The sequence below is a fragment of the Sphingobacterium sp. ML3W genome (assembly GCF_029542085.1).
Classification (GTDB): Bacteria; Bacteroidota; Bacteroidia; order Sphingobacteriales; family Sphingobacteriaceae; genus Sphingobacterium.
Genome location: NZ_CP107036.1, coordinates 4,222,068 through 4,246,694, shown reverse-complemented (window position 1 = coordinate 4,246,694; position 24,627 = coordinate 4,222,068). Strand labels below are relative to the sequence as shown.

22 protein-coding genes are annotated in these 24,627 nt (G+C 40.3%); 12 read left to right on the top strand and 10 right to left on the bottom strand.

The annotated features are described in order from the left end of the window. The first annotated feature begins 61 nt into the window (after positions 1 to 61). From OGI71_RS18035 to OGI71_RS18005, 7 genes are all read left to right on the top strand, one after another. Positions 62 to 667, top strand: a complete 606-nt coding sequence (locus tag OGI71_RS18035; RefSeq protein ID WP_282250799.1) for a CDP-alcohol phosphatidyltransferase family protein — start codon at positions 62 to 64, stop codon at positions 665 to 667. Further along, positions 660 to 1,505: a phosphatidate cytidylyltransferase gene (locus OGI71_RS18030; RefSeq protein WP_282250798.1), complete on the top strand. Its 846-nt coding sequence runs from the start codon at positions 660 to 662 to the stop codon at positions 1,503 to 1,505. The genes OGI71_RS18035 and OGI71_RS18030 overlap by 8 nt, the downstream gene beginning before the upstream one ends. A 182-nt stretch (positions 1,506 to 1,687) precedes the next feature. Next, on the top strand, positions 1,688 to 2,719 hold the full coding sequence (locus OGI71_RS18025) for a patatin-like phospholipase family protein (RefSeq protein WP_282250797.1): 1,032 nt from the start codon (positions 1,688 to 1,690) through the stop codon (positions 2,717 to 2,719). A gap of 3 nt (positions 2,720 to 2,722) precedes the next feature. Then, positions 2,723 to 2,941, top strand: coding sequence for a hypothetical protein (locus OGI71_RS18020; protein ID WP_282250796.1), 219 nt, complete (start codon positions 2,723 to 2,725; stop codon positions 2,939 to 2,941). 26 nt (positions 2,942 to 2,967) lie between these two features. Next, complete coding sequence (locus OGI71_RS18015; protein ID WP_282250795.1) at positions 2,968 to 3,723, top strand: SDR family NAD(P)-dependent oxidoreductase; 756 nt, start codon at positions 2,968 to 2,970, stop codon at positions 3,721 to 3,723. Next, the gene (locus OGI71_RS18010) at positions 3,705 to 5,090 is read left to right on the top strand and encodes a phosphatase PAP2 family protein (RefSeq protein WP_282250794.1); all 1,386 of its coding nucleotides are present in this window, start codon (positions 3,705 to 3,707) and stop codon (positions 5,088 to 5,090) included. Before OGI71_RS18015 ends, OGI71_RS18010 begins: the two co-directional genes overlap by 19 nt. A 97-nt stretch (positions 5,091 to 5,187) precedes the next feature. Further along, the gene (locus tag OGI71_RS18005; protein ID WP_282250792.1) at positions 5,188 to 6,888 is read left to right on the top strand and encodes a bifunctional alpha/beta hydrolase/class I SAM-dependent methyltransferase; all 1,701 of its coding nucleotides are present in this window, start codon (positions 5,188 to 5,190) and stop codon (positions 6,886 to 6,888) included. Between the two features lie 110 nt (positions 6,889 to 6,998). Here the strand turns inward: OGI71_RS18005 and OGI71_RS18000 are convergent, their stop codons facing one another. From OGI71_RS18000 to OGI71_RS17970, 7 genes are all read right to left on the bottom strand, one after another. After that, entirely contained in the window at positions 6,999 to 11,843 is a 4,845-nt protein-coding gene (locus OGI71_RS18000) for a DNA repair ATPase (protein WP_282250790.1), read from the bottom strand. Between the two features lie 20 nt (positions 11,844 to 11,863). Beyond that, the gene (locus OGI71_RS17995; protein WP_282250788.1) at positions 11,864 to 13,300 is read right to left on the bottom strand and encodes a serine hydrolase domain-containing protein; all 1,437 of its coding nucleotides are present in this window, start codon (positions 13,298 to 13,300) and stop codon (positions 11,864 to 11,866) included. An 80-nt stretch (positions 13,301 to 13,380) separates the two neighbouring features. Then, positions 13,381 to 15,495, bottom strand: a complete 2,115-nt coding sequence (locus tag OGI71_RS17990) for a flotillin family protein (RefSeq protein ID WP_282250787.1) — start codon at positions 15,493 to 15,495, stop codon at positions 13,381 to 13,383. A gap of 102 nt (positions 15,496 to 15,597) precedes the next feature. Beyond that, positions 15,598 to 16,320 (bottom strand): OB-fold-containig protein, encoded by a 723-nt coding sequence (locus OGI71_RS17985; RefSeq protein WP_282250786.1) that lies wholly within the window; start codon positions 16,318 to 16,320, stop codon positions 15,598 to 15,600. A 9-nt stretch (positions 16,321 to 16,329) separates the two neighbouring features. Further along, on the bottom strand, positions 16,330 to 16,524 hold the full coding sequence (locus OGI71_RS17980) for a DUF4177 domain-containing protein (RefSeq protein WP_257094693.1): 195 nt from the start codon (positions 16,522 to 16,524) through the stop codon (positions 16,330 to 16,332). Further along, a complete protein-coding gene (locus OGI71_RS17975; protein WP_282250778.1) occupies positions 16,511 to 17,218 on the bottom strand; it encodes a PspA/IM30 family protein in 708 nt (235 codons plus the stop codon). The genes OGI71_RS17980 and OGI71_RS17975 overlap by 14 nt, the downstream gene beginning before the upstream one ends. A gap of 4 nt (positions 17,219 to 17,222) precedes the next feature. Beyond that, positions 17,223 to 17,612, bottom strand: coding sequence for a YbjN domain-containing protein (locus tag OGI71_RS17970; RefSeq protein WP_282250776.1), 390 nt, complete (start codon positions 17,610 to 17,612; stop codon positions 17,223 to 17,225). Between the two features lie 91 nt (positions 17,613 to 17,703). Between OGI71_RS17970 and OGI71_RS17965 the strand changes: the two genes are divergently transcribed. The 3 genes from OGI71_RS17965 (at position 17,704) to OGI71_RS17955 (ending at position 19,492) form a co-directional block, all read left to right on the top strand. Beyond that, positions 17,704 to 18,363, top strand: a complete 660-nt coding sequence (locus tag OGI71_RS17965) for a helix-turn-helix transcriptional regulator (protein WP_282250775.1) — start codon at positions 17,704 to 17,706, stop codon at positions 18,361 to 18,363. A 76-nt stretch (positions 18,364 to 18,439) separates the two neighbouring features. After that, positions 18,440 to 18,892, top strand: a complete 453-nt coding sequence (locus OGI71_RS17960; RefSeq protein ID WP_282250773.1) for a hypothetical protein — start codon at positions 18,440 to 18,442, stop codon at positions 18,890 to 18,892. A gap of 192 nt (positions 18,893 to 19,084) precedes the next feature. Beyond that, on the top strand, positions 19,085 to 19,492 hold the full coding sequence (locus OGI71_RS17955; RefSeq protein WP_282250771.1) for a hypothetical protein: 408 nt from the start codon (positions 19,085 to 19,087) through the stop codon (positions 19,490 to 19,492). A 64-nt stretch (positions 19,493 to 19,556) separates the two neighbouring features. Here the strand turns inward: OGI71_RS17955 and ssb are convergent, their stop codons facing one another. Next, positions 19,557 to 19,952, bottom strand: a complete 396-nt coding sequence (ssb, locus tag OGI71_RS17950) for a single-stranded DNA-binding protein (RefSeq protein ID WP_282250770.1) — start codon at positions 19,950 to 19,952, stop codon at positions 19,557 to 19,559. Positions 19,953 to 20,137: 185 nt separating this feature from the next. On the opposite strand from ssb, the gene OGI71_RS17945 reads away from it, so the two are divergent. Continuing rightward, complete coding sequence (locus OGI71_RS17945) at positions 20,138 to 20,500, top strand: hypothetical protein (protein WP_282250768.1); 363 nt, start codon at positions 20,138 to 20,140, stop codon at positions 20,498 to 20,500. 155 nt (positions 20,501 to 20,655) lie between these two features. On the opposite strand, the gene OGI71_RS17940 is transcribed toward OGI71_RS17945, so the two are convergent. Beyond that, entirely contained in the window at positions 20,656 to 21,237 is a 582-nt protein-coding gene (locus OGI71_RS17940; protein ID WP_282250767.1) for a helix-turn-helix transcriptional regulator, read from the bottom strand. A 419-nt stretch (positions 21,238 to 21,656) separates the two neighbouring features. Between OGI71_RS17940 and OGI71_RS17935 the strand changes: the two genes are divergently transcribed. Further along, on the top strand, positions 21,657 to 22,163 hold the full coding sequence (locus tag OGI71_RS17935) for a hypothetical protein (RefSeq protein WP_282250764.1): 507 nt from the start codon (positions 21,657 to 21,659) through the stop codon (positions 22,161 to 22,163). A 91-nt stretch (positions 22,164 to 22,254) separates the two neighbouring features. Here the strand turns inward: OGI71_RS17935 and metE are convergent, their stop codons facing one another. Continuing rightward, positions 22,255 to 24,567, bottom strand: a complete 2,313-nt coding sequence (gene metE / locus OGI71_RS17930) for a 5-methyltetrahydropteroyltriglutamate--homocysteine S-methyltransferase (protein ID WP_335994494.1) — start codon at positions 24,565 to 24,567, stop codon at positions 22,255 to 22,257. Positions 24,568 to 24,627: the final 60 nt, after the last annotated feature.

The following is a 24,627-nucleotide window of genomic DNA, read 5'->3' as shown; positions in this document are numbered from 1 at the left end:
TTTTTACACTATCAAAAGTTTTTTTAAAAAAAAATAAAAAAGTAAGCTACATAGCACATATATGATTTCTGTTTATAAATTAAAACCAAAGTTTCAACAGCTATTGATGCCGATTCTGACTTTCTTGCATCGGAAAAAGGTAACAGCCAATCAGATTACTATTGGCTCGATCGTTTTGTCTTTGGTTATTGCAATATTGTTTTGGTATGCTGACCGGATGCCAATTTTGTTCTTGGCATTACCGATCGGTTTATTATTGCGGATGGCCTTCAATGCATTGGATGGCATGATGGCCCGTCTTTTCAGTCAGACGAGTAAAAAGGGGGAGGTCCTAAATGAGGTGGGCGATATTGTCTCCGATGTCCTGATCTTTTTTCCGTTGCTGAAATTTCATCCTGAGAGTTTATATCTAGTGGTATGCTTTATTATTTTGAGCGTCATCAATGAATTCTGTGGTCTGATTGGAAAAGTTGTTGCCAATGATCGTCGTTACGATGGGCCTATGGGGAAAAGCGATCGTGCGCTATTGCTGGGGGTATATGGTATTTTGAGCCTGTTACAGATCTCGATAACGACTATTTCAGTCTATATTTTTGCTGTGCTATGTTTGTTATTGGTCTTGAGTTCGATAACGCGATTGAGAAAGGCATTGGTGGTACATGAGTGAAGTATCCAATTCGAAGGACAAGTTTGCTGACGTACCTGTACGGGTCAGAAGCTGGGGTTATATCGTACTGGTACTGGCGATTGCTTTCGTTCCGCAAACAATAGCATTGCTGTTTGTTTCTTGGCTGACGTTTCAGGGCATGCGCGAATTTATGAAGATGTTTGTGCCCAATTTTAGTCTTGCACTGCCCTTTGCTATTGTAACGGGTCTATTGCAGCTGATCCTTTTAATCTACTGTTCATACAGCGCCTATCTATGTTGGGCGACACTTTTGTGTATAGGGGTTGGGCTGTTTTTCCGGCTAGGACAGAAAACAGCGCTGGGTGTTGCTATCGGAATGACCTTTGGATCGGCTGCCTGTCTACTTGCTTTTAGTCAGCTGGCCTTTATCCGGGCAGTAGAAATCAATCAGGATGAGCTGATGGGATTACGACTTGTAGCCTATATCATCGTTTTAACGGAACTGAACGATGTATTCCAATACCTAATGGGTAAATTCTTTGGTAAACGAAAGATCGTTCCGCGTATCAGCCCGAACAAAACTGTTGCCGGATGTATCGGTGGTATCGGGCTGACGGTAATTTTGAGTAATATCTTGGGTTACCTGTTGTTGCCATTTGGGGATTTTATCTGCTTTTCGTTGCTCGGTCTGCTCTTTGGTTCTTTAGGATTTTGCGGTGATGTGCTTTTCTCCTTTTTGAAACGCAAGACTGGAGTCAAGGATACGGGTACATTAATCCCCGGACATGGTGGATTACTGGATCGGATAGATAGCTTGGTGTTTAATGCACCTGTTTTCTATGGTTTGATTTGTTTGATAGAAATGACGAATTTGTAATAATTTTATCAAGCGAATGGTCATCACCGAATTGATAGAATTTGTACTTAGTTATTCTGCGATCAGGTGATCTGATAGCGTGTTCAAGCCTAGGGTAAAATGAGGCTGATCTATCAAAGATTAAAACTTTAATTAGGTCTCGGCCTTGTGAAAAAATAATCTCATATCTAATATATCGCTAAATGAATTATCAACGGGCAGTTTTATTTTCAGGAGGTGGTACGCGTTTTGGCTTGTACCTGGGAATGTATGCCGCGTTGGACGAACTGGGGTTAAAACCAGATCTACTGATTGCTAGCTGCGGCGGATCGTTGGCTGCTGCGATTATTCAGTCTTTTGCAACGGGGGCCGAACGGAAATCTTATCTCCAATCCGAAGAGTTTTATCGCTTCTTCTGTGGACATCAGCTTACGGAACAACATCATCTGGGCAAACTGGGTTGGTATGTGCTAAAAAAGCAGTGGGATAAACGATCTGCTCCTTATCTGGAAGATGTCTTTGATCGTTATCTGGTCGATATGGAACATGATCTTTTGCCCTTATTACCAACTTTGAACAGCCCATTTTCGGAGGAAATACCGTCGATTATTATTGGTTCGAGAATGCTTTTTGACCGTTCTGAAGTTGGGGAGAGACGTGGCGAACGTAAGCTTTATCAAAAAGTCTTGATGGGGAATACAGCTGTACTATCGAGAGTAAATCTGGATAGCATCCAAATTCAAGGTGAAAATTATGGACAAAGTGCTGTTGCCCCAACGATAGCGATAAATTCAGCGGCTACATTATTGGAGGCTGTTCGTATTTCCATGTCCGATATGTTTTATATCGAGCCGATAGAGCGGAATGGAGAATATTATGCCGGTGGAGCCATTGATCTGGTACCTGTAGAACTGGCGCAGTCTTTGGCAGCAGAAGTTATCTGTGAGCGGAAGCAGCCATATAAATTGCAGGAAGAGGGATTGGTAAGAGCGGTATTGGGATTCAGCGGGAATCAACGCTTGCGGGATATTGATCAGCAATTTCAGAGCCTCCGATGGATCGATACAATGGACGCTGCGGAACAGTTAGCCGGAAACTATTGCAGAAAAGGCATAGATTGGCGTAGATTTGAAATAACATTGTCTCTTCCGGCAAGTCTGGATGAATTTGCGACCGCTATGGAAGCACAGTGGAATTATGGATATAGCAAGACGCTGGAACTGCGTATGGCATAGTACATGATGTATCGGAATAATGGTCGTTGGGAGAGATGGCGCGAGATAGGGGATCGGCTTGATACAGGGAAATTATTGAGCTTGGACGACATTGACGCTACACGATGTATCTGGGTAATGGTTGTTGGAAGTATTTATCGTGTAATACGGGATCTATTGGAGAGTTTAGGTGGCATACCGAAGGTTTATTTGTTTGACAGGATAGCCCGATCAAGCGGGTAATATAATCGTTATTTTTTTTGTATAAAATGAAGGTATTTATCGCAGGCGGAACAAGCGGAATAGGTCTAGAACTAGCACAATGCTACCTCCAGCAAGGGGCTGAAGTTGCTGTATGTGGTCGAGACCTTTCAAAGTTGACCAATCAAGCGACATACGATGCGCTCATCAAGTTTGAAGTGGATGTATGTAATCGGGATGCTTTGGCTGATGTCGTTGATCGTTTCTGTCATTATGGGACATTGGATCTTTTTATCAATTGTACCGGAAGTTATGCCGATGATGTGGCACAGGGCATCAGTTATGAAGAGGCAAGTGCGATGCTCCGCGTCAATATGCTGGGAACCGTGAACTGTTTTGAAGTCGCCCGCGAAGCCATGCGTGGACAATCAAAGGGGCAAATCGCAACAATAGCATCCGTCTCGGGGACTTTAGATTTTCCGAATTCAAGTTTGTACAGCAAAACAAAGCGGGCCGCAATTCAAGTGGCTGATGCCTACAGAAGGGCATTGCTTCCGTATGGGATTGCGGTGACAGTCATCGCACCGGGGTATGTAGATACAACCAAGCTCCGTCAACTTAATCAGCAGGATCTCTCCAAAAAGCCCTTTTTGATCAGCGTAGACGATGCCACGCAGCGTATCCTAAAAGCAATACAGCAAAAGAAAGAAATCGTGATTTTTCCGAAGCGTATGAAATGGCTGATGGGATTTTTAGGCCTGCTCCCCCATGTATTATTAAGCAAAATCATGTTTAGGAAAGCCAAATGGATGAAAAACAATTAAAGAAGGTAGGCGGGCAGCTCCTTGTTGCCATCTATTGCCTGTTATTTTTTCAACTTACCTATTCCTATACAGCGGCCTACGCCTCCAGTTTAGCTGCGGTACCTTCTTTTGTATTCGATTTTGAACAGTACATTCCGTTCGTTCCATGGATGATCCTGCCCTATATGAGTAGTGGACTGTTTTTTTTCCTCGTGCCATTTTACTGTCGACTAAAAGGGGAGCTCCTGTGCTATGCAAAGCGATTTACGTTTGTTACCCTGATTGCGGCATTGTGCTTTCTCCTTTTTCCGTTGCGGTTTTCTTTTGACAGACCGTCGGTTGAATATCCTTTGTTTACTATTTTCTTTTCCTTCTTAAAGGAATATGATTCGCCTTTTAATCAGGCACCCTCCCTGCATGTCGCTTATGCCTGTCTTTTTTGGTCAGTGCTGCGTTGGAAGTTCAACGGATGGAAGAAAATAATCTTGGGCATCTGGCTTCTGTTGATGGGCTTAGGAACATTGGCCGTATATCAGCACCATGTGATCGATCTATTGACAGCTTGCCTACTGGTTCAGGTCAGTTTTATCCTCTTTCCGAATGCTATTGAACAGAGACATAAGCTACGGCAGAAATCAGGTGTTGATTCCCAAAAACTTGATGATCGTCTTCCGGCAGTCAGAAACCAACAACTAGCGAATAGTTATTACCTTATTGGGTGGATATTCATGCTACTGGCGCTGCTCTGTGAAGGATACGTATTGCCGCTGATTGTTTTTGCCTGGGTAGCCTTCGTCTGCTTTGCGGTTGGTTACAATTACCTGCGCGGTAATACGAGGTTTTTAAAGGATCATCGGGGTCGAATACCGCTGATAAAGAAAGTATTTTATGCTCCTTACCAATTTGCGTACCGGTTGATGTGGCGTTTTTTTAGAAAGAAAAATAATCCGCCGCTGATGGAGTTATTGCCTCGTTGTTATGTGGGGTCAAGGTTGAACGCATGGGAGTTTGTAGCCTTGGGATTGGATCGCAATCTGGTTGTTTTTGACCTCGCCGCTGAGCTGGAGGAGGTAAAACTCTTAGGTGCCATGGAAAAGTATTATTCTTTCCCTTTGCTGGATATTGCGGAGACCGATGTGCATGATGCCCAGGTGATCATAGAGGCAATAGTATCCGGTTATAGCACATTGGATGAACATGAAAATATGGTCATTCATTGTACAATGGGTTATAGTAGGAGCATGATTTTTGCTGTTCTGATGACGCAGGAATTATTATCTTTAGATTTAAATAAAGCTATTGATCAGGTGAAGTCGATCAATAGGCATATGGTGTTACAGGATCATGCGATCCAGCTGATGAAAATTATCATCGCGAGCAGATCATGATCAAGAAGGGTGGCTTGGTCTTTGTTTTTAACGACCATGGCTGAATAGATACTAAAATTACATACGCCATTGTATTGATGGAATAAATTATAAAAAGATGAAATCAGGTTATTTTAAGAGTTTCGATCAAGGGGAACTGCTATATCGTGTTTGGAATTATCAACAGGGACAAAAGGCTTTAGTTGTATTGCACCGTGGACATGAACATTCAGAACGCTTGCAGGAGATGGCTACCGATCCACAGTTTGCCGATTATTCCATCTTTGCATTTGATCTGCGGGGACATGGCCATACCAAAGTGCCCGTATCACCGGTATTCATGGATAATGTGCGCGATCTAGATAGTTTTGTGTCCTATATCCGCTCCGGATATGGGGTTGACACAAAGGATGTCTTTGTCATCGCCAATAGTATTGCCGGGGTCATTGTGAGTGCTTGGGTACATGATTTTGCCCCTCCGATTGCAGGTATGGCTTTATTGGCGCCCGCATTTGAAATCAAACTGTATGTGCCCTTGGCCAATCAGATGATTGCACTAGGGACAAAATTGAAAAAGGATCTTGTTATCCAAAGTTATGTTAAAGCGAAGGTATTGACGCATGATGTTGAACAACAGCAGGCTTATGATGCTGATCCATTGATCTCAAAATCCATTAACGGCGCCCTATTGGTCGACCTATTGAAAGCTGGTGTGCGTATCGTCGAGGATGCAGCCACCATAGATATTCCCGTGATTGTGCTATCTGCCGAAAAGGACTATGTGGTTAAAAACTCGGTGCAAAAGCAATTCTTCGTGTCCATCGCTTCCAAGCTGAAGACATTTATTACCTTACGCAATTTTTATCATGGTATCCTGTTTGAATCCAACAGACAGAAAGTCTATACCTATTTAAAAGATTTTATTACGAAAGCCTATGCAAGGCAAAGGGCTGAGCAGGGGCTGGAGCCTGATGAGTTTTCGGTAAAGGAATATGAGAAATTGTACCATAAGGTGATGCCTGCGGCTGAGAAACTAAACTATGCTTTTCAGAAATGGACTTTAGGCAAGATCGGATCATTGAGTCATGGGATGAACCTAGGGCTTCAGTTTGGTTTTGATTCGGGAATTTCATTGGATTACGTATACCGCAACGAGCCAAAGGGTAGGTTGGGGCTAGGTAAAATTATCGATAAAGGGTACTTGGAAGCGATCGGCTGGAAAGGAATCCGTATACGCAAACAGCATTTATTACGTCTATTAGAAGAGAATATTGAGCAGGTCAAGTCTACAGGCCGGCCTGTGAAAATATTGGATATCGCTGGCGGTACCGGAAATTATTTGTTTGACATCAAAGAAAAATATCCGGAAGTGGAGATCGTGATCAATGAGTTTATGTTGTCAAATATTGCAGTGGGTGAGAAAATCATCAAGAAGAAAGGGCTCCAAGGAATACGTTTCAGCAATTACGACTGTTTTGATCAGGAGACTTACAGCAAACTGGATTTTGCACCTAATATTGTGGTGATCTCCGGTATTTTCGAATTGTTTGGCGACAATGAAATGGCGAGCAGGGCGGTATATGGCGCGACTTCCATTTGTGAGGAAAACAGCCATTTGGTCTATACCGGACAGCCATGGCATCCACAATTGAAAATGATTGCTTATGTGCTGAACAGTCATCAGAAGAAAGATTGGGTCATGCGCCGACGTTCGCAGAAAGAACTGGATCGGATTATGGCTTACAATGGGGTTTACAAGGAGCGGATGCTTATTGACGATTATGGAATATTTACCGTTTCTTCGGGAGCTGTAAAATAGGGTAATCGTGATTCGGAATGACTGTGATGCGATCTTAGCTAAATCATCTGATAAATTATTTTTCTCCATTGGTTCGGATAGGCCAATGGAGAAAAATTAAGTTTATGGTTTTAGTTCTTATACTCGCGGATCGCCTGAATAATACCTTCCAGATTTTCATTGAAGTCCAGCAGCTGACCGAATACTTTATCGTCTTTGGCCAGTCCACCGTGTTTATTGTTCTTGCGGAAGATTTCCTTGATGGTTTCCCAACGTTCCAGTTCAACAGGGTTTAGCAGCTCGGCAAGCTCTTTTAGTTTTAAGAGGTTACTTTCGGTATCCGCGGTCAGTGTCTGCGATTCGCTTTCATAGTGCGCCAGAAGAACCTGATCAATTTCCTGTTCATTCATCATCGGTACGACCTGTGCAACCAGCTTGCTCATATTCCGATAGGATCCCTGCATTTTGAATGGTGGTTCGGTACGGTAATTATCCTGCATTGCTGCACTCTGAATATAATTCTGATTTACTTTGATCACGACATTTCTGATTTTTAGTACATGGCGCAGTACCGAGATAAAGTCATCGATATCCTGTTTCAGGTAGTTGCCCTCTAAATCCGGCAATTGATCCATAACAGACTGTGCATAATTGACTAGGGCGTAGAAGTCGTTAAAAGACTTGCTTGCAATTTTTTCGAGGTAACTGTTTTCAATAGCCGCATTTTCAATCAAACTGAGGTTGAATAATGCTTCGGTATCACCGATCACATCACCGAGATTGTACACATCGGCCCGGTTGGCAAGCATGTCGGGAATCTGAAACTTAGAGCCGCTCTCTGTATATGGATTTCCGGCCATCACGATGCAGAAGCGCTTGCCACGTAGGTCATAGGTCTTACTCTCGCCCTCAAAGATGCCATCAATCTTACGTTGACCATCGGCAAGGGAGATGAATTTCTGTAAAAACTCCGGATTTAAGTGTTGGATATCATCCAGATACAGCATGACATTGTCAGCCATCTCAAATGCAAGATTGATCTTTTTGAGCTCTTCCCGTTCTCCGGATGTTTTCGCTTCAATCGGGTCAATGGATGTAATCGAATGACCAATGGTCGGGCCATTGATTTTAACAAAATGTAAGCCCATTGTCTTGGCTAGATATTCCATTAAGGTGGTCTTTCCGTAACCCGGCGGCGAGATCAACAGAAGCATTCCCATACGGGCCGTACGCTTGTTGTCGCCAGCGGCTCCCAGCTGTTTGGCGAGGTTATTTCCGATCAATGGGAAGTAAACTTCGTTGATCAGCTTATTACGTACAAAGGAGGTCAGTACTTTGGGCTCAAACTCACCGATCTTTAGTTCTTTAGCATAAGACTTCGCAAGCTGTTCTTTCAATGTGGAGAAAGCCACAAAACGCGGTACATTATAATCACTGAATTGCGCCAAACGTGCTAAAAACTCATGATATTGGATATGTTCTTCTCCATTGTTCAGGATCGCATGATTGCCTTTTAATCCGCTGATATGTGCCTGGTCCTTTGCTATGATCAGGTGATACTCATGGGTCGGATAAAGCAACATGATCGCTGCTTCCTCAATATATTTGCGTAGCGTAAGATATTCCGGATGCTCATCAACGAAGGAGTTGAGCCAGTTTAAGGTCAGGTAAAAGCGATCTACCAAGCTAAATTGTTCGTTCTGAATATCCGCTTCAAATAGCTTGTAACTTTTCTTGGATTCCAGCAATCGAATAAACGCTTTTTTCAGTTCATCGGACTGTTCGCTGACGACAAAGGTATTGTAGCTCGTAAACGTCTGAAAAAGGTACGTTGCCAGGTCACGGCCATGAATGGTGGAGCGATCCAAATGTGTCTCCCATGCATTGAATAACTTGGTCAGTTCATCAATGACAGACTGGTAACGATTTGAATTTGAAAACGTTTTTAATATCGTGTAGGTAGAATGTATTAGTGCCAGCTGCTTTGTCCGTTGATCATCCGAAAGGGATTGCCAAAATAACTGAGCCATCGTACGCAATAGGGGATCATAGTGAAGCAGATCCAATTTGGTATCCAACTGTTTGACCGTATCATAGATCAATAGCGCATCCACATTGTGAACTCCTTTGACATAACCTTCTGAATAACTTTGCTCCACAGTCTGTGTGATGAATAATGCAGCATCAAAATCTTGTTGTCCTTTCGAAGCCAGGAATGCTTTGTATGCGAGGTATTCTGCACGATAGACTTCTTTATTTTCAGAAACAAGTTCCTGATCCCAGATATCCTGAAAAGTGTTGATTTCCTCGGCCTGCACTTTTTGATAGAAACTTGTCCCCGTCAGGTGGAAATACAGTTCATCATTTCTGCGCAGCAAGGTAAGGCTAAGGGATTGACTATTGACCGCAAACTTATGCTTGCCCAATGCAATGATATTTTCGCCATCTACAAACAGATCATTCTTGTCCCGTAAAACCCGTAAGGCGTCTTCCTGTGATTTCTTTAATAGATTTTCAAGGTTTTCTGCTTTTGAGACATCCTGCAGTGTTTTTAGCTCCTGTACCAACTGTCTGATCTTGTCGATCATCAGATCCGAGGCAAAGAAGCTGAGGATCTCTTCCCGCGTTGCAAATGTCTTGGATTTGTTTTCAATGTTCTTTAATACACGAAGACCGATCTGTTCGAGCGAGGAAGTACGCTTGTTGATCTGTTCAACGATTTGTTCTCTGCGGGAATTAAAAGCCTTGATAACTTCATCACGTTTGTCCGCGATCTTTAAAGCAAAATCTTCAAATTCAGAAAACTTACTTTCGAGCTCTTCCAGCTGAACGATGACTTTTGTGTAATATTCGTCTACCTTTTCGGTTGTCGTTGACAGTTCGAGGTAGTTGGTCACGGATTGCTCCAACAGGGTCAGCTGCGCAGAGAACTCGGCTATCGCTTCTGTACTCTTTAATGAATTGAGTTTTCGCGTTAGCTGTGCGCGCACTTCATTTAGCGAAGAGAAAATAACCGAAATCTTCTCAATGATTTTGGTTGTCTGTGTGGAGTCGTCAATTTTTAAACTATTGAGGATATCAATCAATAGTTCCAGTTCGCTTGAAATGGCCGAATTGGCTTCCTCGATTGCCTTGGCATCGTAGACCTTAACTATGGCCTCCACATTTTTCTTCTGCTGTTCTACCTTTTGTTCGTAAGGAAGCAGGGCTTCATCACGTAGGAGAAAAGCAATGGTTTTTTCGGCCAGGCCAGAGGTGATAACCTGCAGTTTTTCCAACAGACTATCTATGCTGACCGTATCAATATATTTTACATTTTTAAGGTCGATGATTTCACCCTGAAGACGACGGGAGTCGGCCAATTGATGGACGAGCTGATCGAGTTTGTCTACAACGGTACTATTGATGGAGAAGGTGAGTTCTTCCATCTTCTTTTCTGCTGCTAGATTTAATTCTGCGGCATGTTTGCGTTGTGCCTGTACTTTGACGAACTCATCAATAGCGGTATTGGCGACTTCCTTGATCTGTGTTAATGGCTGGCCAAGATTTGATAAGGCCTCATCTTTTATCCAGAAATAGGAATCCAATAAAACCGTGGATTTTTTGAGGATATCTTCGTATAAACCTTCGTAGCTGTCCTCTTTGTTGATAAGCTGTATAACCTCCTGAGCCTCGGCCATCGCTTGCACGATCTGTTTATTGCCTACCTTATAGAGGGGATCATCTTTCTTCTGCTCATTTTCTTTGAACATGGCCATATAGGGTGTTTCCCAGATCTGAACCTGATGATGCCTGGTGGCTTCTGCCTCGGTGCGGAAATAAATTAAGCTACCATCTTTGAACAGGGTAAATCCGTTGCAGATAATCGGGGTCTCGACATGCTGCTGAATGATGTTATATGACAGTAGGATATAGGTATTGGTTTCCTCCTGACAGAATATATACAGAAAATCTTCACCATTGGGGGAGGCTATCCTACGCAGGAACGATACATGTTCAAACTGGGCGTCAAAAACCTTGTGTGTACCATTTTGTAAGTAGTATCCATTCGAAAAAATAATCCCTTGATTGTCCGGTAACAATATTGCTGATTCATTCAGTGATTTGAGGTTGATTACTTCCTTCGTCCGTTGGTTATAGACAAAGGCCCTAAAATCTTCCTGGTAAGGTTTGATGCGTACCGCAATAAGATTGCCGAGATCTGCATAGTAATAATCGGCATCGTCCAATTGTTGGTCTGCATTGACCACTTTTTCGGAATAGATCCCTTTGCCACTGTCTGTATTGTTTTCGATCTTGAAGGTGATGTCACCGTTGATTGCCTCAATAAAGATCTTATCCATAATGGATATATGGGGATATTTTCCCAGACGGCGATCATCGAGCGTTGTTTTTGTCCAGTCAAATTCAAATTGGTTGGGCAATTTGGCTTCATGAATGCTGCGGTCATCCTGATACTGGAGCTTACCATCTTTGATTAACCATTTGAATGCTTTGAGGTCAGCGGGATTTTTGCTGGTCTGAAAGATCATGTACAAATAGTTCTCCGTCCTACGAAATTTGGAGAATATGGAGTCCCTATAGTATTTATATAGGTTTTGATAATCTGAGATAAAATTTTGATCGTTGATCAGGTCTAGGGACTGCGGAATAAATTGATTATTCTCAAATGCATAAACACTGAAAACATCTTCCAGCTTGATCTCGGTACGCAGTCCAAAATGCACGTTATACCCAAAAATACATTGATTATCCAAGGCCAGAATGCCGCGGGCAACACAGTTGTTTTCTGTGGTGATCCGTTGATTAGCTTTGAGGACAAAACTCGTTGAATTGAAGACTTCTTTACGGGCTTCATTCAACCGCTGGAGCTTGGTCGCTAGTTCTTCTTTTTGTGTAAGAAGTCGCTTTCGGATAATCTCATATGCACCTTGATCAAGGCTATCGTTCTGATTTATTACGTTTTCTTCTGGCATAAGTTCCGCTAGTTCTTGACTTATTTAACTTTATTGAATTTTAATTCCTGACCATTTTGATACAGCGTCAGCGCTGTGATCTGATCATTTTCTTTGCTGAATTTCAGCTCGGCTTGCACAGCCGTATAAAATAACTCTAACTCGTTTTTCGGATAGACTTCAATGGCTGACTGTCCCGATAACTTAGCTTGTAAGCCTTCATTTTTATCCATTATGATATTAAATTTTAATTCAGGCTGCTGGTTACAGCTATATGTGCCTAATAGCTTATTTAACTGGAATTCAACGAGCGTAATATTTCCGGTAAGTTTTTCCCTTTCTATCGAGGGAATAATATCGTTTTTTTCGAGAATTGCCACTATAGCCATAGTTAGGGGAAAGACACCTATAGTATTTGGCTTATTAATTAGCGCCATAAAACACCGCTGATTTTTTGGATCTCTTACAAATATACTTTGGTATCCAGGATAGCTTCCTGTATGAAAATGCATTTTATTTTCATTATTGGTACTATCTGTAAACTCCCAGCCAAATCCCTGATACATCTGATGTTTACTAATTAGTTTTCCATTCGTAAGTGTGTCGCTAGAAATGGCTTTTATGAAATTATTTCGTTTTAATAGGGTAAAATTCTGAAGGGCCCGGTTCCACTTTAGCAGATCTTCAGTTGTACTACTTATTCCATATGGCCCACTGACTCCATCAAAATAGGTCGCATACTTATACGTTTCAAAATCATCTACGCCCATAAAGCTTTTCGTCTGAATATTATAGGTCATTCCCTTTGCATAGTTTTTTAAATCTGCTTTGGGAGAGCGAGCCGAAAATACATCTGTATTTTTCATTCCAGCTGGCTTGAATATATGTTGTCGCATATATGTTACGAAAGATTGGCCTGATACTTTTTCTACAATCAGAGCTAACAGTAGGTAATTTGTATTTGAATAAGAACATCGTTCGCCAGCCATGAATTCGGCTGAATCTATTCGTTCTTCAAGTGTTTTGAGTATATCTCTATTGTTATTTATTTTCTTAGTGTTAAACCATTTTTCTGGGAAACCAAAAAAATCTGGAATTCCAGAGGTGTGACGCAATAGATTTTTGATACGGATATTCCTGAATTTTATATGTGGGAAATATTTGGTAATATCATCTTCATAGGAGAGCTTGCCCTGTTCTTCCAATTGCATAATGGCCATCGCCGTAAACTGTTTGCTCACCGAAGCCAATTCAAAACGGCTGCTGCTAGTTATCTTTTTTGTTTTTTCTGAATTTTCAAAACCCAGATATTTTTCAAAAACAACTTTACCACTGTCGGCCACTAAGAAAGCTCCGCTCAATTCACCATCTTGATTCAAGGATTGGAATAGTGAATCCAATCGTTGCTGAACTGTCTGGGCAGTTACCAATACGATATTTAAACACAGGAAAATAGAAAATAGGACAAAACGTATCATGTGATTGCTTTGGTTTTTAGGATATTATCTTGAGCCTGTTAAGATTTGATGCTTTACAAGGCTCAAGATGATAAATGTATTTACAGCTTTTTATTGGAAATGCCTAAGTTTTTTGCCAACCCAAATAGTGAATTGATAAAACCTGCATCTTCACCGTTCTCAGCGTCTGTAGCCGCTTGCTGCAATTTGATCAACGCCGCAGACACTGTTAAGTTCTTGATATCATTGGATGAGATCCCATATTTATCCGCTAATCCACGTACTTTTTCAGCAAGATCACCTTTTCCGTCTGGGCCCAATAGTGAATTTTTGATATCAGTCGCATGTTTAGAATTGTCGATCAGATGGTCAAAACCTTTGGCATTGGATACCTGACGTACAATGTTTTCGAAGAACATGGTTTCACCACCAACGATGTCAATCTTCGCTGTTTTAAGTGCCTCGGACAATACCCCCGCCTGTGCTTGTGCAATATCTTTTTGGATATTGATCTGCGCAAGTTCGATGTCACGTTCTTTCTGTAACTGTAATTTGAACTCTTCGTGGTCTTTACCAACACCATCCAGTTTTTTCATGGCCTCTGCTTTCTCTTCGATACCTTTTGCCTCCGCAAGTGCTTTTTCACGGACAACTTCCGCCTGTGCTAAACCTTCTTTGCGCATGGCTTCGGCTTTCTTCTCAATAACATTTGCCTGTACAGTACCTTGCTTCTCTTCGGCTTCGGCTTTTGCAACCATTACTTCAGCTTCCGACAGACCTATCGCGGCTTCTTCTTTCGCTTGTGCTTCAGCTATGATCTTGCGGCTTTCGGCCTCTTTGAGTGACGCTTCTTTTTTCGCTTCGGCGTCTATTAATAATTCCTGTGCACGTTTTTCAGCGATTTTACGCGCTGCTTCGGCGTCAATCACTTTTTTCTCAGCCTCTTGTTCTGCAGCAATTTTCGCTGCTTCAGCAGCTTTTACCGTAGTAATTAATTTTTCTTCGGCTTCTTGTGATGCTGCAATAACACCCGCTTGTTTCTTCCGTTCTACTTCACGGAATACTTCAATATCTTTGACTCCTTGTTGTTCTTCAATAACACCTTTTTCCAATTGGACGCGTTCTTTGATCACACCCTGAATACTTTTCTTTTCAGTCTCAATCGAACGTTCTTTGTCAATCTGAGCCAAGGTAACAATACGCTCACGTTCTGTCTGTTCCAGTGCACGGTCTTTTTCCACACGTTCTGCTTCTACAGCATCTGTACGTTGCTTGTTCTTCTCGGCGATGATTATCTGACGCAGCTTATTTTCTTCCTGTACAGCCAACTGCTCTTCGGTCGAAATGCGGACACTCTCATATTTCAAGCGTTCTTCCTCACGTACTTTTGCTATTTCGGCTTCTTCACGCGCTTTGATATTATCGATTTCACGTTTTTGTTTTTCTTCTTTTTCGGCAAGTTGACGATCCAGTTCTAAGATTGCCTCGCGTGCTTCTACGTTTTGTTTTTTGATCAATTTCTCTTCGTCACGACGGATGAAATTGGCATTGATATTTTGTTTTGCTGTCAGCTCGGTGATTTTCTTGATACCTTCACTATCCAGGATGTTGCTGGGATTTAAGTGTTCGATATCTGTTTGTTCCAGGTAGTCGATGGCACAGTCATCAAGGATATAGCCGTTCAGGTCTGTACCAATGATATTGAGGATTTCATCACGAAACTCACGACGGGCTTCATACAATTCGATAAAATCAAACTTCTTACCTACGGTCTTTAGGGCTTCAGAAAATTTAGATTCAAAGATGCTCTTTAAAGTTTCGGGCTCACTTGCACGGTCACATCCCAAATTCTGGGCAACGTTGATCACATCATCCACATTTTTGTTGACACGAACAAAGAATGCTACTTTGATATCTGCACGGATATTGTCTTTACAGATCAACCCTTCGCTCTGCATACGGGCGATTTCAATTTTTTTGATTGAGATATCCATGATCTCCATCTTGTGGAAAACAGGGACGACATACATACCCTTATTGAAGGCAACTTTTGTCCCGCCGACCCCCGTCCGGACAATCGCCTTTCCCTGCGGGATTTTTTTATAGAATGCACTCAGTACAACAAAGAATGCAAAAATTAAAAAGACAGCTAAACCGACAATTAGCAATATAATTCCGTTTAAGCCACTTAAAAATAAAAGAGGTTGATATAGCATATGATTAGTATTTATTTAGATTTTAGTATTTAGATACGAGTATTGAGATTTTACTTGCGCAAGCTTTTAGCTGACAAGGCGGTTCTGTCTTGCTCATCAATTTTAAATATTGTCTATGGTGATTTCCTTGGTGACATAATAATATTTTTTGTCCTTCGATTCATCCACGATAATGACATCATCACCATAGCCGATCTTTTCACCATTATGGCTCACGACATTGAGACGGATAGGGTCTTGTTGGATGATAAATTCAGCAGAACCTATTTTTTTGCCTTCAATACTAGCACGCATTTTTCCCATGCGCCCTAGGAAGTCATGGCTCTCTTCGCCATTATAGCCTATATTTTTAAACATTCTTGCGAGTGGTTTGGTCAGAAAATGCATTAAGAAAAACGTAACGATAAAAACAGGAATTAAGATCAATACCGATTTTATTCCCCAGGATGCGACGTCAATATACAATGAAGATACAATGGTGATCACCCAGCCAATAAATTTAAACATGGTCACAATAAGCATAATTGGGACTTTTCCGACATTGATATAATCCATTGCCTTGGCAAAGAAACCCGGTTCGGTATGCGTATCGGAGTCCGTATGATGGTGTGGGTGATCTGATCCATCGGCGTTCATATCATGCGAGCCATCTACGTCGCTGACATCAGGAGTAGGATGTAAGTCTACGTTGGCGTCAGCATCAAATAGATGTACACCATCCCCCATGAGAAACATAAAAAACCAATACACTACAGACAGGCCCGTCAGGACGGTCATGATGCCATTTGATAATGGGTTAAATAAGATATTGATTAATTCTGTCATCGTATTTTTTTAAATTTTTTCTCGTTTGAAGGTGTAATGAAACGACCAAGAGTGACCATTGACCTCAAGATCTTGCATTGTGACCAATTCCCACCCCTGATTCCCTAGATCGTTAAGTATCTCGTCGATTTTGTCCGGATCCAATTTGGTTCCCCAGAAACCTTTGGGTTCGATTTTGACTGTTTTATACTCAAATCTCCGCATCGTTATTTAATTTTCGTTTTAACTCTTCCAGTTCATTGTTGACAGAGTCCGAACCACTGATGTTCTCATTGATCTCATCTATCCTACTTTTGTTGCCCGTTGCGATTTCGCCATAGGCTTTGGCCAAAGCCTCATCCTCTTCGACCTTTTCTTTCATGCGTTCCAGCATCGAAATGGTACTGTTTGAATCAATATTAGCAAGTTGTCGATTAACCATTTTAGCTGCATTGGATACTTTAACTCTTGCTTTCAATGTCGATAGCTCACTCTCCCATTTGGATATATTGAATTTAAGTATATCCACATTCTTGCGCAATTCTTCGGCTGAGCTTTGATGGATTGTCGCTTGTTTTTCCAATTCGGTGGCTTCGATCAACAATTGCTTTTTTAGTAATAGGGCTTCTTTGGCTAAGCTCTCTGCTTTTTCAGTAGAAAGTTCGCCTTTTTGGGCCTTTTGCAATAATAAAATGGCTTTGTTTTCAAATTCATTGGCCTCTTCTTTTTTCTTCTCACAATTATTTTGCGTACGTATGGCTAGCGCTTTTACTTTTGCGTAAGCTTCCAACGATTGCTCTAGGTCTTCTTTCATCTCACGGATACCTTGTTCCGTCATTTTGATGGGGTCCTCCATTTTATCCACTACAGCGTGGATTTCTGCTTGACCGATTCTGAAAATTCTCTTAAAAATATTCATTATTCTATAATTTTGAAAAACTTATTAACTGATTATAATATTCGCTGATCAAAAGACTGAGCGAATTAATGGCAGCATCAAATTCATTTTGATCGAGATTATGTATTTGCATCGTATATCGGAATATGACCTTTTTACCATCCTCTGTCAAGGCAAATCCGCCGTGGATGATATCTCTATTTTTGATGAGCAACGATTTGAACATGTCCATGTTTTCGTTGTTTAGAGTAAATAGGTACTGCTCGAAAATTATGATAGGTTGCGCAATACCCACAATGAGATTGCGAATACCATCATCTTCGTTTTCGATAACAAAAACACCTTCTTTTTCATCTTTATGAGTGATGTTATAACCGATATTGGCGATATAATTTTCAATTTTTGAGAAGTACATAATCAAGTTTTTTATATATTGCACATATTCTTTGCATAAAGATAGTAAATTGCAAAAATATTTTGCAAGAAAAAATTAATTTTTTTTTAAAATGAGTAACGTCGGGAATAATATTAAGAAGCTGAGAAAGGTGAAAGGATTGAGTCAACAGGCTTTTGGAGATGTTTTTAATCTCACTAGAGGTAATATTTCATCTTACGAGGAGATGCGTGCTGAACCAAAAATCGAGATTATCTTGAAAATTGCAAATTATTTTGGCATTCCTGTGCAACATCTGATTGAAAAAAATCTATCCGTTAATGAGATCCTCAATTTTAACGATTATTTTCAGCCCGATATTCCTACATTAGGTGGCAAACGACTGTCGCAGGTTCCGCTGTTGGAAAGGGATACGTTATTAGATGCTTGTACTTATGTGTCAAAATTGAATGAACTTCCTGTGATTGAGTTCCCGCTACAGAGCCGTAATCGTTTTATTGCGATAGAGTATATGGATGCTATATCGGTGCCAGGTGATTTTGCTGTAACAGCACAGTCGATTCTATTTTTCGAAGAAATTGATATTGAAAGCTTACATACACTAAATAATGCCTTTGGCCTGTGTTTTTCGGCGGAGGAATTCTTTATTGGAAAATATACAATGGCAGAAACAGAAATAAGCCTGGTGTTAAACGCTTGGAAAAAAGTCGACTTTGTATTGGCAGAGAAGGGAAACTTCTGGAAATTGTATGGTAAATTTGAAAGAATATAGACTTGCATTGGTGGGTGGGACCAAACACGAGCTCATTTATACCGATGAGACCAATACTTATAAATAATTTATACAGATGAAAGTACAAATCTTATTTGTCCATTTGATATCATACATTGCTTTTATCAGCTGTCAAAGCGATACATCCACTAAAACAAAAAGTGACCAAACCCCTAAAAAACCAGCTGTTGAGAGAATTGAAAGTTCAGCTAAAATGGACGAGAAAGCTGGTTGTTCGTCAGAAAAGGCGATGAAATTGATCCTAGCGCTCAAGGAGGTTGAGGAAAGCAAAAGAAATTTGGATAGCTTGACTGATCACAAAGCCAATATCTCGTTTATGATCGATAGTTTGAAACAAGATGAAAAGGAGTTGTATTCCCTTACCGCCGGATATAATAGTGAAGAAAGATTTGAACCTTATTATCATTTCTATTTGAACAAGAGTGATTGTAAGAATATCCAGATTCTGGACATCGTTTCTGGAGAATATCTTCCTTTGGAGACCTGGAGGAGCCAGAATCATAATTAACGCCATGGTGTTGTTACAATCGGAGACTATTTCAATCATCGGAGATTTAAATTTAAATGCATGGGAAAGAGAAAAACTGAGGTTTTTTGATGTTTATTTGTTTTGTGAAAAAAATATATTTGGATTATAAATTAAAATAATCCAAATTTAAGTTGGTAAATAATTTTAATTTATTATAAACTTATTCGTTTCATGAAAAAAATGATATTATCTGCGGCAATTGCTGCACTTTTCTTTGCTTCTTGTAATAATGCAGATAGCAAAAAAGTAGAAACAAAGGATACAGTCACTACAACTGATACTAAAGGTGGTGTTGCACAGACAACAACAACAGAAACTACTACTACTACTGCAGTGCCTAAGTTTAGCTCCCCGGAAGCACAACAGTTGGCAGACGATTACACAAAATATGTGAATGAATATGTTGCTGCTGCTAAAAGTGGAGATGCGACTAAGATCCAAGAGTTAGCTGGAAAGCAACAGGAATGGGCCACAAAGACGGCTACTGCTCTTACTAAATTAACTCCGGAAGATGCAAAGCTATGGACAGAGTATGCTCAAAAGCTAGCAACAGAGTTAACTGCGAGTGCAGCAAAATAATTTTTTTGATATAAATAGGAAAGTAGGACAACGTTAAATGTCCTACTTTCTTTTTATCCCCAAATTAGAACGGAAGTTCATCCTCATCCTCCTCTTGTAGTACTGGAATATCCTCGTTTGAGCAAGTTTGATCTGATAGAATCAAAAAGCTGTCAACTTTGATTTCAGTAAGATATCTTTTTGCTCCATCAGCATTTTCATAGTTACGATAGGTAAGTTTCCCTTCAACCATCAGTTTAGTTCCGCGACTACATTTCTTTTCAATGGTATTATTCTGCTTACCCCAAACAACAAGCGTATGCCATTGTACTTCTTCTACCCATTCACCCGCTTTGTTTTTGAAAAGATCATTCGTGGCAAGTCGTAAAACAGAGTAATTTGTCCCTGTTGAAGTGGTTCTGATGATAGGATCATTTCCCAAATGACCAATTAATTGTACTTTGTTACGTAATGTGCTCATTTTGTCTAATTTTTAAATGTTTCTAATAATTCTTATTTTAGTTCAGGCCATAACCTTCAATGGATGTGGAATGACCTTGAGCAAAGATGAAAAGGAGAGGAGATATTAATCGTCTGTTTACCATTTGTATTCGACTATAGTCGGTTGTAACCGTTTGTTGTCGTTTAAATTTCATATTAAACACTATGGAAAAAGTCTGTTTGGAATGTGGAGAAAATATAAGAGGAAGGTCGGATAAGCGCTTTTGTGATGACTCTTGCCGAAATACATATAACAATAAACTGAATAGCGATCAAACTAATCTAGTGCGCAATGTGAATAATATCTTGCGCAAAAACCGACGTATTCTAATGGATGTACTGAACGGCGAGGAGAAAGGTTTGCTGAAGGTACAGCGGGAAAAGTTAAAAAGACTGGGATTTGATTTCAAATTTCACACACATACAATTACTACAAGCAAAGGTCAGACCTATAATTTTATTTATGAGATGGGATATCTAGCTTTAGAAAAAGACTTGATACTGGTTGTTCAAAAAAATCCGTTATAATATTTAACAACAATTTCTCCTCAATGTCAGCGCTTTTCCACTTTATTTCTTCTAGGAAATGCCCTTCTGATTTTCTAAAACCTATTCATGTAATTTTGTTTTCAGCTTGCTCAAATCACGAATTTCGATTCGAGCAAGCTGAGTACCAGTTATTCTTAAATTACATCGGATCCTTTAATGCTAAAATAGTTTACTGCTGTGAAGATGATAATCACTGCATAATAGCAAATTGGGATGAGCAGAAAAAGCCAGCTGTTAAAGATGTAATTTAAAGATGAAGGCAACCCAATTTTTAAAAAATCTGCTGCAAAAATATAACCTATAAAGGCGCCGAGAAATAAAAGACCGGTGGCATGTATGATGATGATCTTTTTTAGATGCATGCTGTATTGGGCATCTTTATTTTGCTTGGTATAGCCCATAATGGCTGGGACCAATAGGCCTAATAGCGGGTTGACCAGAAATGTTAGGGAAGCGAGGTAAAGAGCCTTTATGCTTCCACTTTGGTTTTTGTCGATACTGATTTGATTTACATTTGGCATAATTAATTGTTCTAAAGGAATTTCTAAAATCTGACTGATTTGTCTTAAACTGAAACCACTGATCTCTTCTGTCCCCTTTTCGATTCGTTGTACTGTTCTTAAAGATAGACCGGCTTGATTGGCGAGATCCTGTTGTGTCAGTCCTCTGAGCTTTCTAGATTGTTTGATGAGTTGATTTACTGTTTGACTTTCCATAAAACGAAAATGACTAAAAGGTTGATAATTTTAGAAAAAACGATATGACAATAATATGCCAATCCCATGATAGGTTTGTAAGTTGTTAATAATCAAATATTTTGTAATATGATAAATATTTTGAATCTTTGCAGCATAATAAGGTATTAATATAAAATAAAAAACGGAAGAATATGTTTGCTATACTAAAAAACCCAGCTTCGTCCTCAAAGAAGAGTCTTGGGCATATTCTCCGTAATACCGCACTCTCCTAATCTTCTTTTCCGGACCAATTTTGGCGCTTGTATATGACATCGGATTGTGTGTCTGTATCGCCAAGAGATCATTTGAGATGATCTGACCGATAAAAGGAAATAGCTTCTGTGTGGCTAGAGGTAGCGCCAAGAAGCTTAATACTCATGTAATGTTTAAAAAAAACGATGAATTCAGTGAATAAATATGTTCTCCAGGCCTTGGATAATTATCCATATTATCTGGAGGATACCCTAGAATCCTTATCCTATGCCTTGTCATACGATGAATCCAATACCATGGCATTGTGTCTAATGGGACGGGTCTATGCGGAGCAGCTGTTTGATTATGAACAGGCAAAGAAATATTTTCAGGAAGCTTTAAGCCATAATGTGCATGCTTTGGAGGTGTATCCTTATTTTATACAGACCTTGATAGACATGGAAGATTATGAAGCCGCCAAGAAAACCATCAAATATGTGTTGACATTGCCGGGGATGTCTCTGGCTGTAATCTGGATCAAGAAGGTGCTGCTACTTGAGAAATTAAAAAAATACAAGAAGGCTTTAAAAATCCTCAAAATGGCCAAGTTGGATAATCTGAACAGCGATCTGTCCACGATCATAAAGTCTATTGAGGATCGGATTCAAGGAAAATTGGAAATGAATAAGACGGGTAAAAAGAGAAGTAAATAACAGACGAAGACGCTTGATGCCGGATAAAGTATTCAAAAAAAAAGCCCAAGATGAAATTTCATCTTGGGCTTTTATCAATATAGTTTAAGAATTATTCTGCTCTTAAGATTTTCGCAGCTTCAACCATAGATTCTAAAGCAGCTTTAGTTTCAGGCCAAGCACGAGTTTTCAAACCACAGTCAGGGTTAACCCAAAGTTGTTCCGAAGGAACTACCGCTTTTGCTTTGCGCAATAGGTCTACCATCTCATCTTTGCTTGGTACGCGTGGTGAGTGGATATCGTATACACCGGGACCGATATCGTTCGGGTATTTGAAATCACCAGCAAAAGCATTCAATAATTTCATTTGTGAACGGGAAGTCTCAATTGTAATTACGTCTGCATCCATTGCTGCGATATCTTCGATTACATTGTTGAACTCAGAGTAACACATGTGTGTGTGGATCTGCGTATCATCCTCTACATTAGATGAAGATACACGGAATGCACGTACAGCCCAGTTTAAGTAATCTTTTTGATCTGCTTTGCGCAATGGTAATCCCTCGCGGATCGCTGGCTCATCGATCTGAATGATTTTGATACCTGCTTTTTCCAAAGCTTGTACTTCGTCTAAGATCGCCAATGCGATTTGGTAAGTTGTGGTTGAACGTGGTTGATCGTTACGTACGAAAGACCATTGTAAGATTGTTACAGGACCAGTCAACATCCCTTTAACCGGACGGTTTGTCAATGATTGAGCGTATGAAGACCAACGTACAGTCATATCTTCTGGACGGTATACATCTCCATAAATAATTGGAGGTTTTACACAACGTGAACCATAGGATTGTACCCAACCGTTTTGTGTAAATGCATATCCAGCTAATTGCTCACCGAAGTATTCAACCATATCATTACGTTCGAACTCACCGTGAACCAATACGTCAATATCCAATTGCTCTTGAAGGCGGATTGTATTTTCTGTTTCTTCAGCAATCGCTTTATCGTATTCTTCTTGTGTGATCGATCCCTTTTTCAGATCAGCTCTCCATTTACGCACATCTTTTGTTTGTGGGAAAGAACCGATTGTTGTCGTAGGGAATGCTGGTAAGTTGAATTTCGCTTGTTGTGCCGCTTTACGGTCAGCAAAAACTGATGTACGTTTTGCATCATCATCAGTAATGTTGCTTGTCCGTGTTTTAACTTCCGGTTTGTGGATCAACGGAGAAGTACGGCGGCTTTCTGCAGCAGTTTTGTTGGCTTCGAAACGTTTTGTTGTTTCTGCATCAACTTCACCTTCTGCTAAAACAGCTAGATCTTTTACCTCTGCTAATTTTTGTTTTGCGAATGCTAACCAGTTTTTAACTTCAGCAGGTAATGATTGCTCATTATGCTCATTATCTAAGTCAAAAGGAACGTGCAATAAAGAGGAAGAAGGAGCAATCCAAACGCGGTCTTTGCCTAATGCATCAACTGCTTGTTTGATTTTAACCAATGATTTTTCGTAATCGTTTTTCCAGATGTTACGGCCTTCAACAATACCTAATGATAATGTCAATGAAGCTGGAACTTTAGCTAAAACTGTATCCAATTGGTTTTCTCCACGTACTAAATCCAAGTGTAATGCATGGATAGGTAAGTTAACCGCGATATCTTCGTTGTCTTTTAAAGCTTCGAAGTAAGTTGTCGCGATCAATTTGATGTTTTTGGCAGCAGCAGCCAATTTCTCAAACGTAGGTTGGTATAATGCTTTTACTTTTGCATCTAAATCTAAAGCCAAGAAAGGCTCGTCGATCTGAACATATTGTGCTCCAGCTTCCGCCAATTTAGACAAGATTTGCTCATATACAGGAACTAATTTGTCCAATAGGTCGATACGGTCGAAACCAGCTTCTTTTTCTTTACCGATCAAAAGGTAAGTGATTGGGCCTAATAAAACAGGTTTTGTCTCAATACCCAATGATTTTGCTTCGTTGTATTCATTTAAGAATTTCTCAGAAGTCAATTTGAACTCTTGATCTTTTGTGAATTCAGGAACCATATAGTGGTAGTTGGTATCCAACCACTTGGTCATTTCCATTGCGGTCACATCGATTCCCTCTTGTTGGAAACCGCGCGCCATTGCAAAATATAAGTCTAAGCTGTAGTTGTTGTCTACTTTATTCAACAAAGAATGGTAACGAGCAGGAATTGCACCAACAGTAAGGGTTAAATCCAATACTTGATCGTAAAAAGAGAAGTCGTTGGAAGGGATCAAATCTATTCCAGCATCTTTTTGTGTTTTCCAATTGCCTTCACGAATTTTTTTTGCTGTGTCCAATAATTCCTCAACAGAAGATTTTTTAGCCCAATAGGCCTCATTGGCTTTTTTCAATTCGCGGAACGCGCCCACACGAGGGTAACCTAAATTGTTAGTCAATAACATAATAATGTTTTTAATATTTCTTTTCAACTATATTTCTTGCTAGAGAGAGAAGGACACACT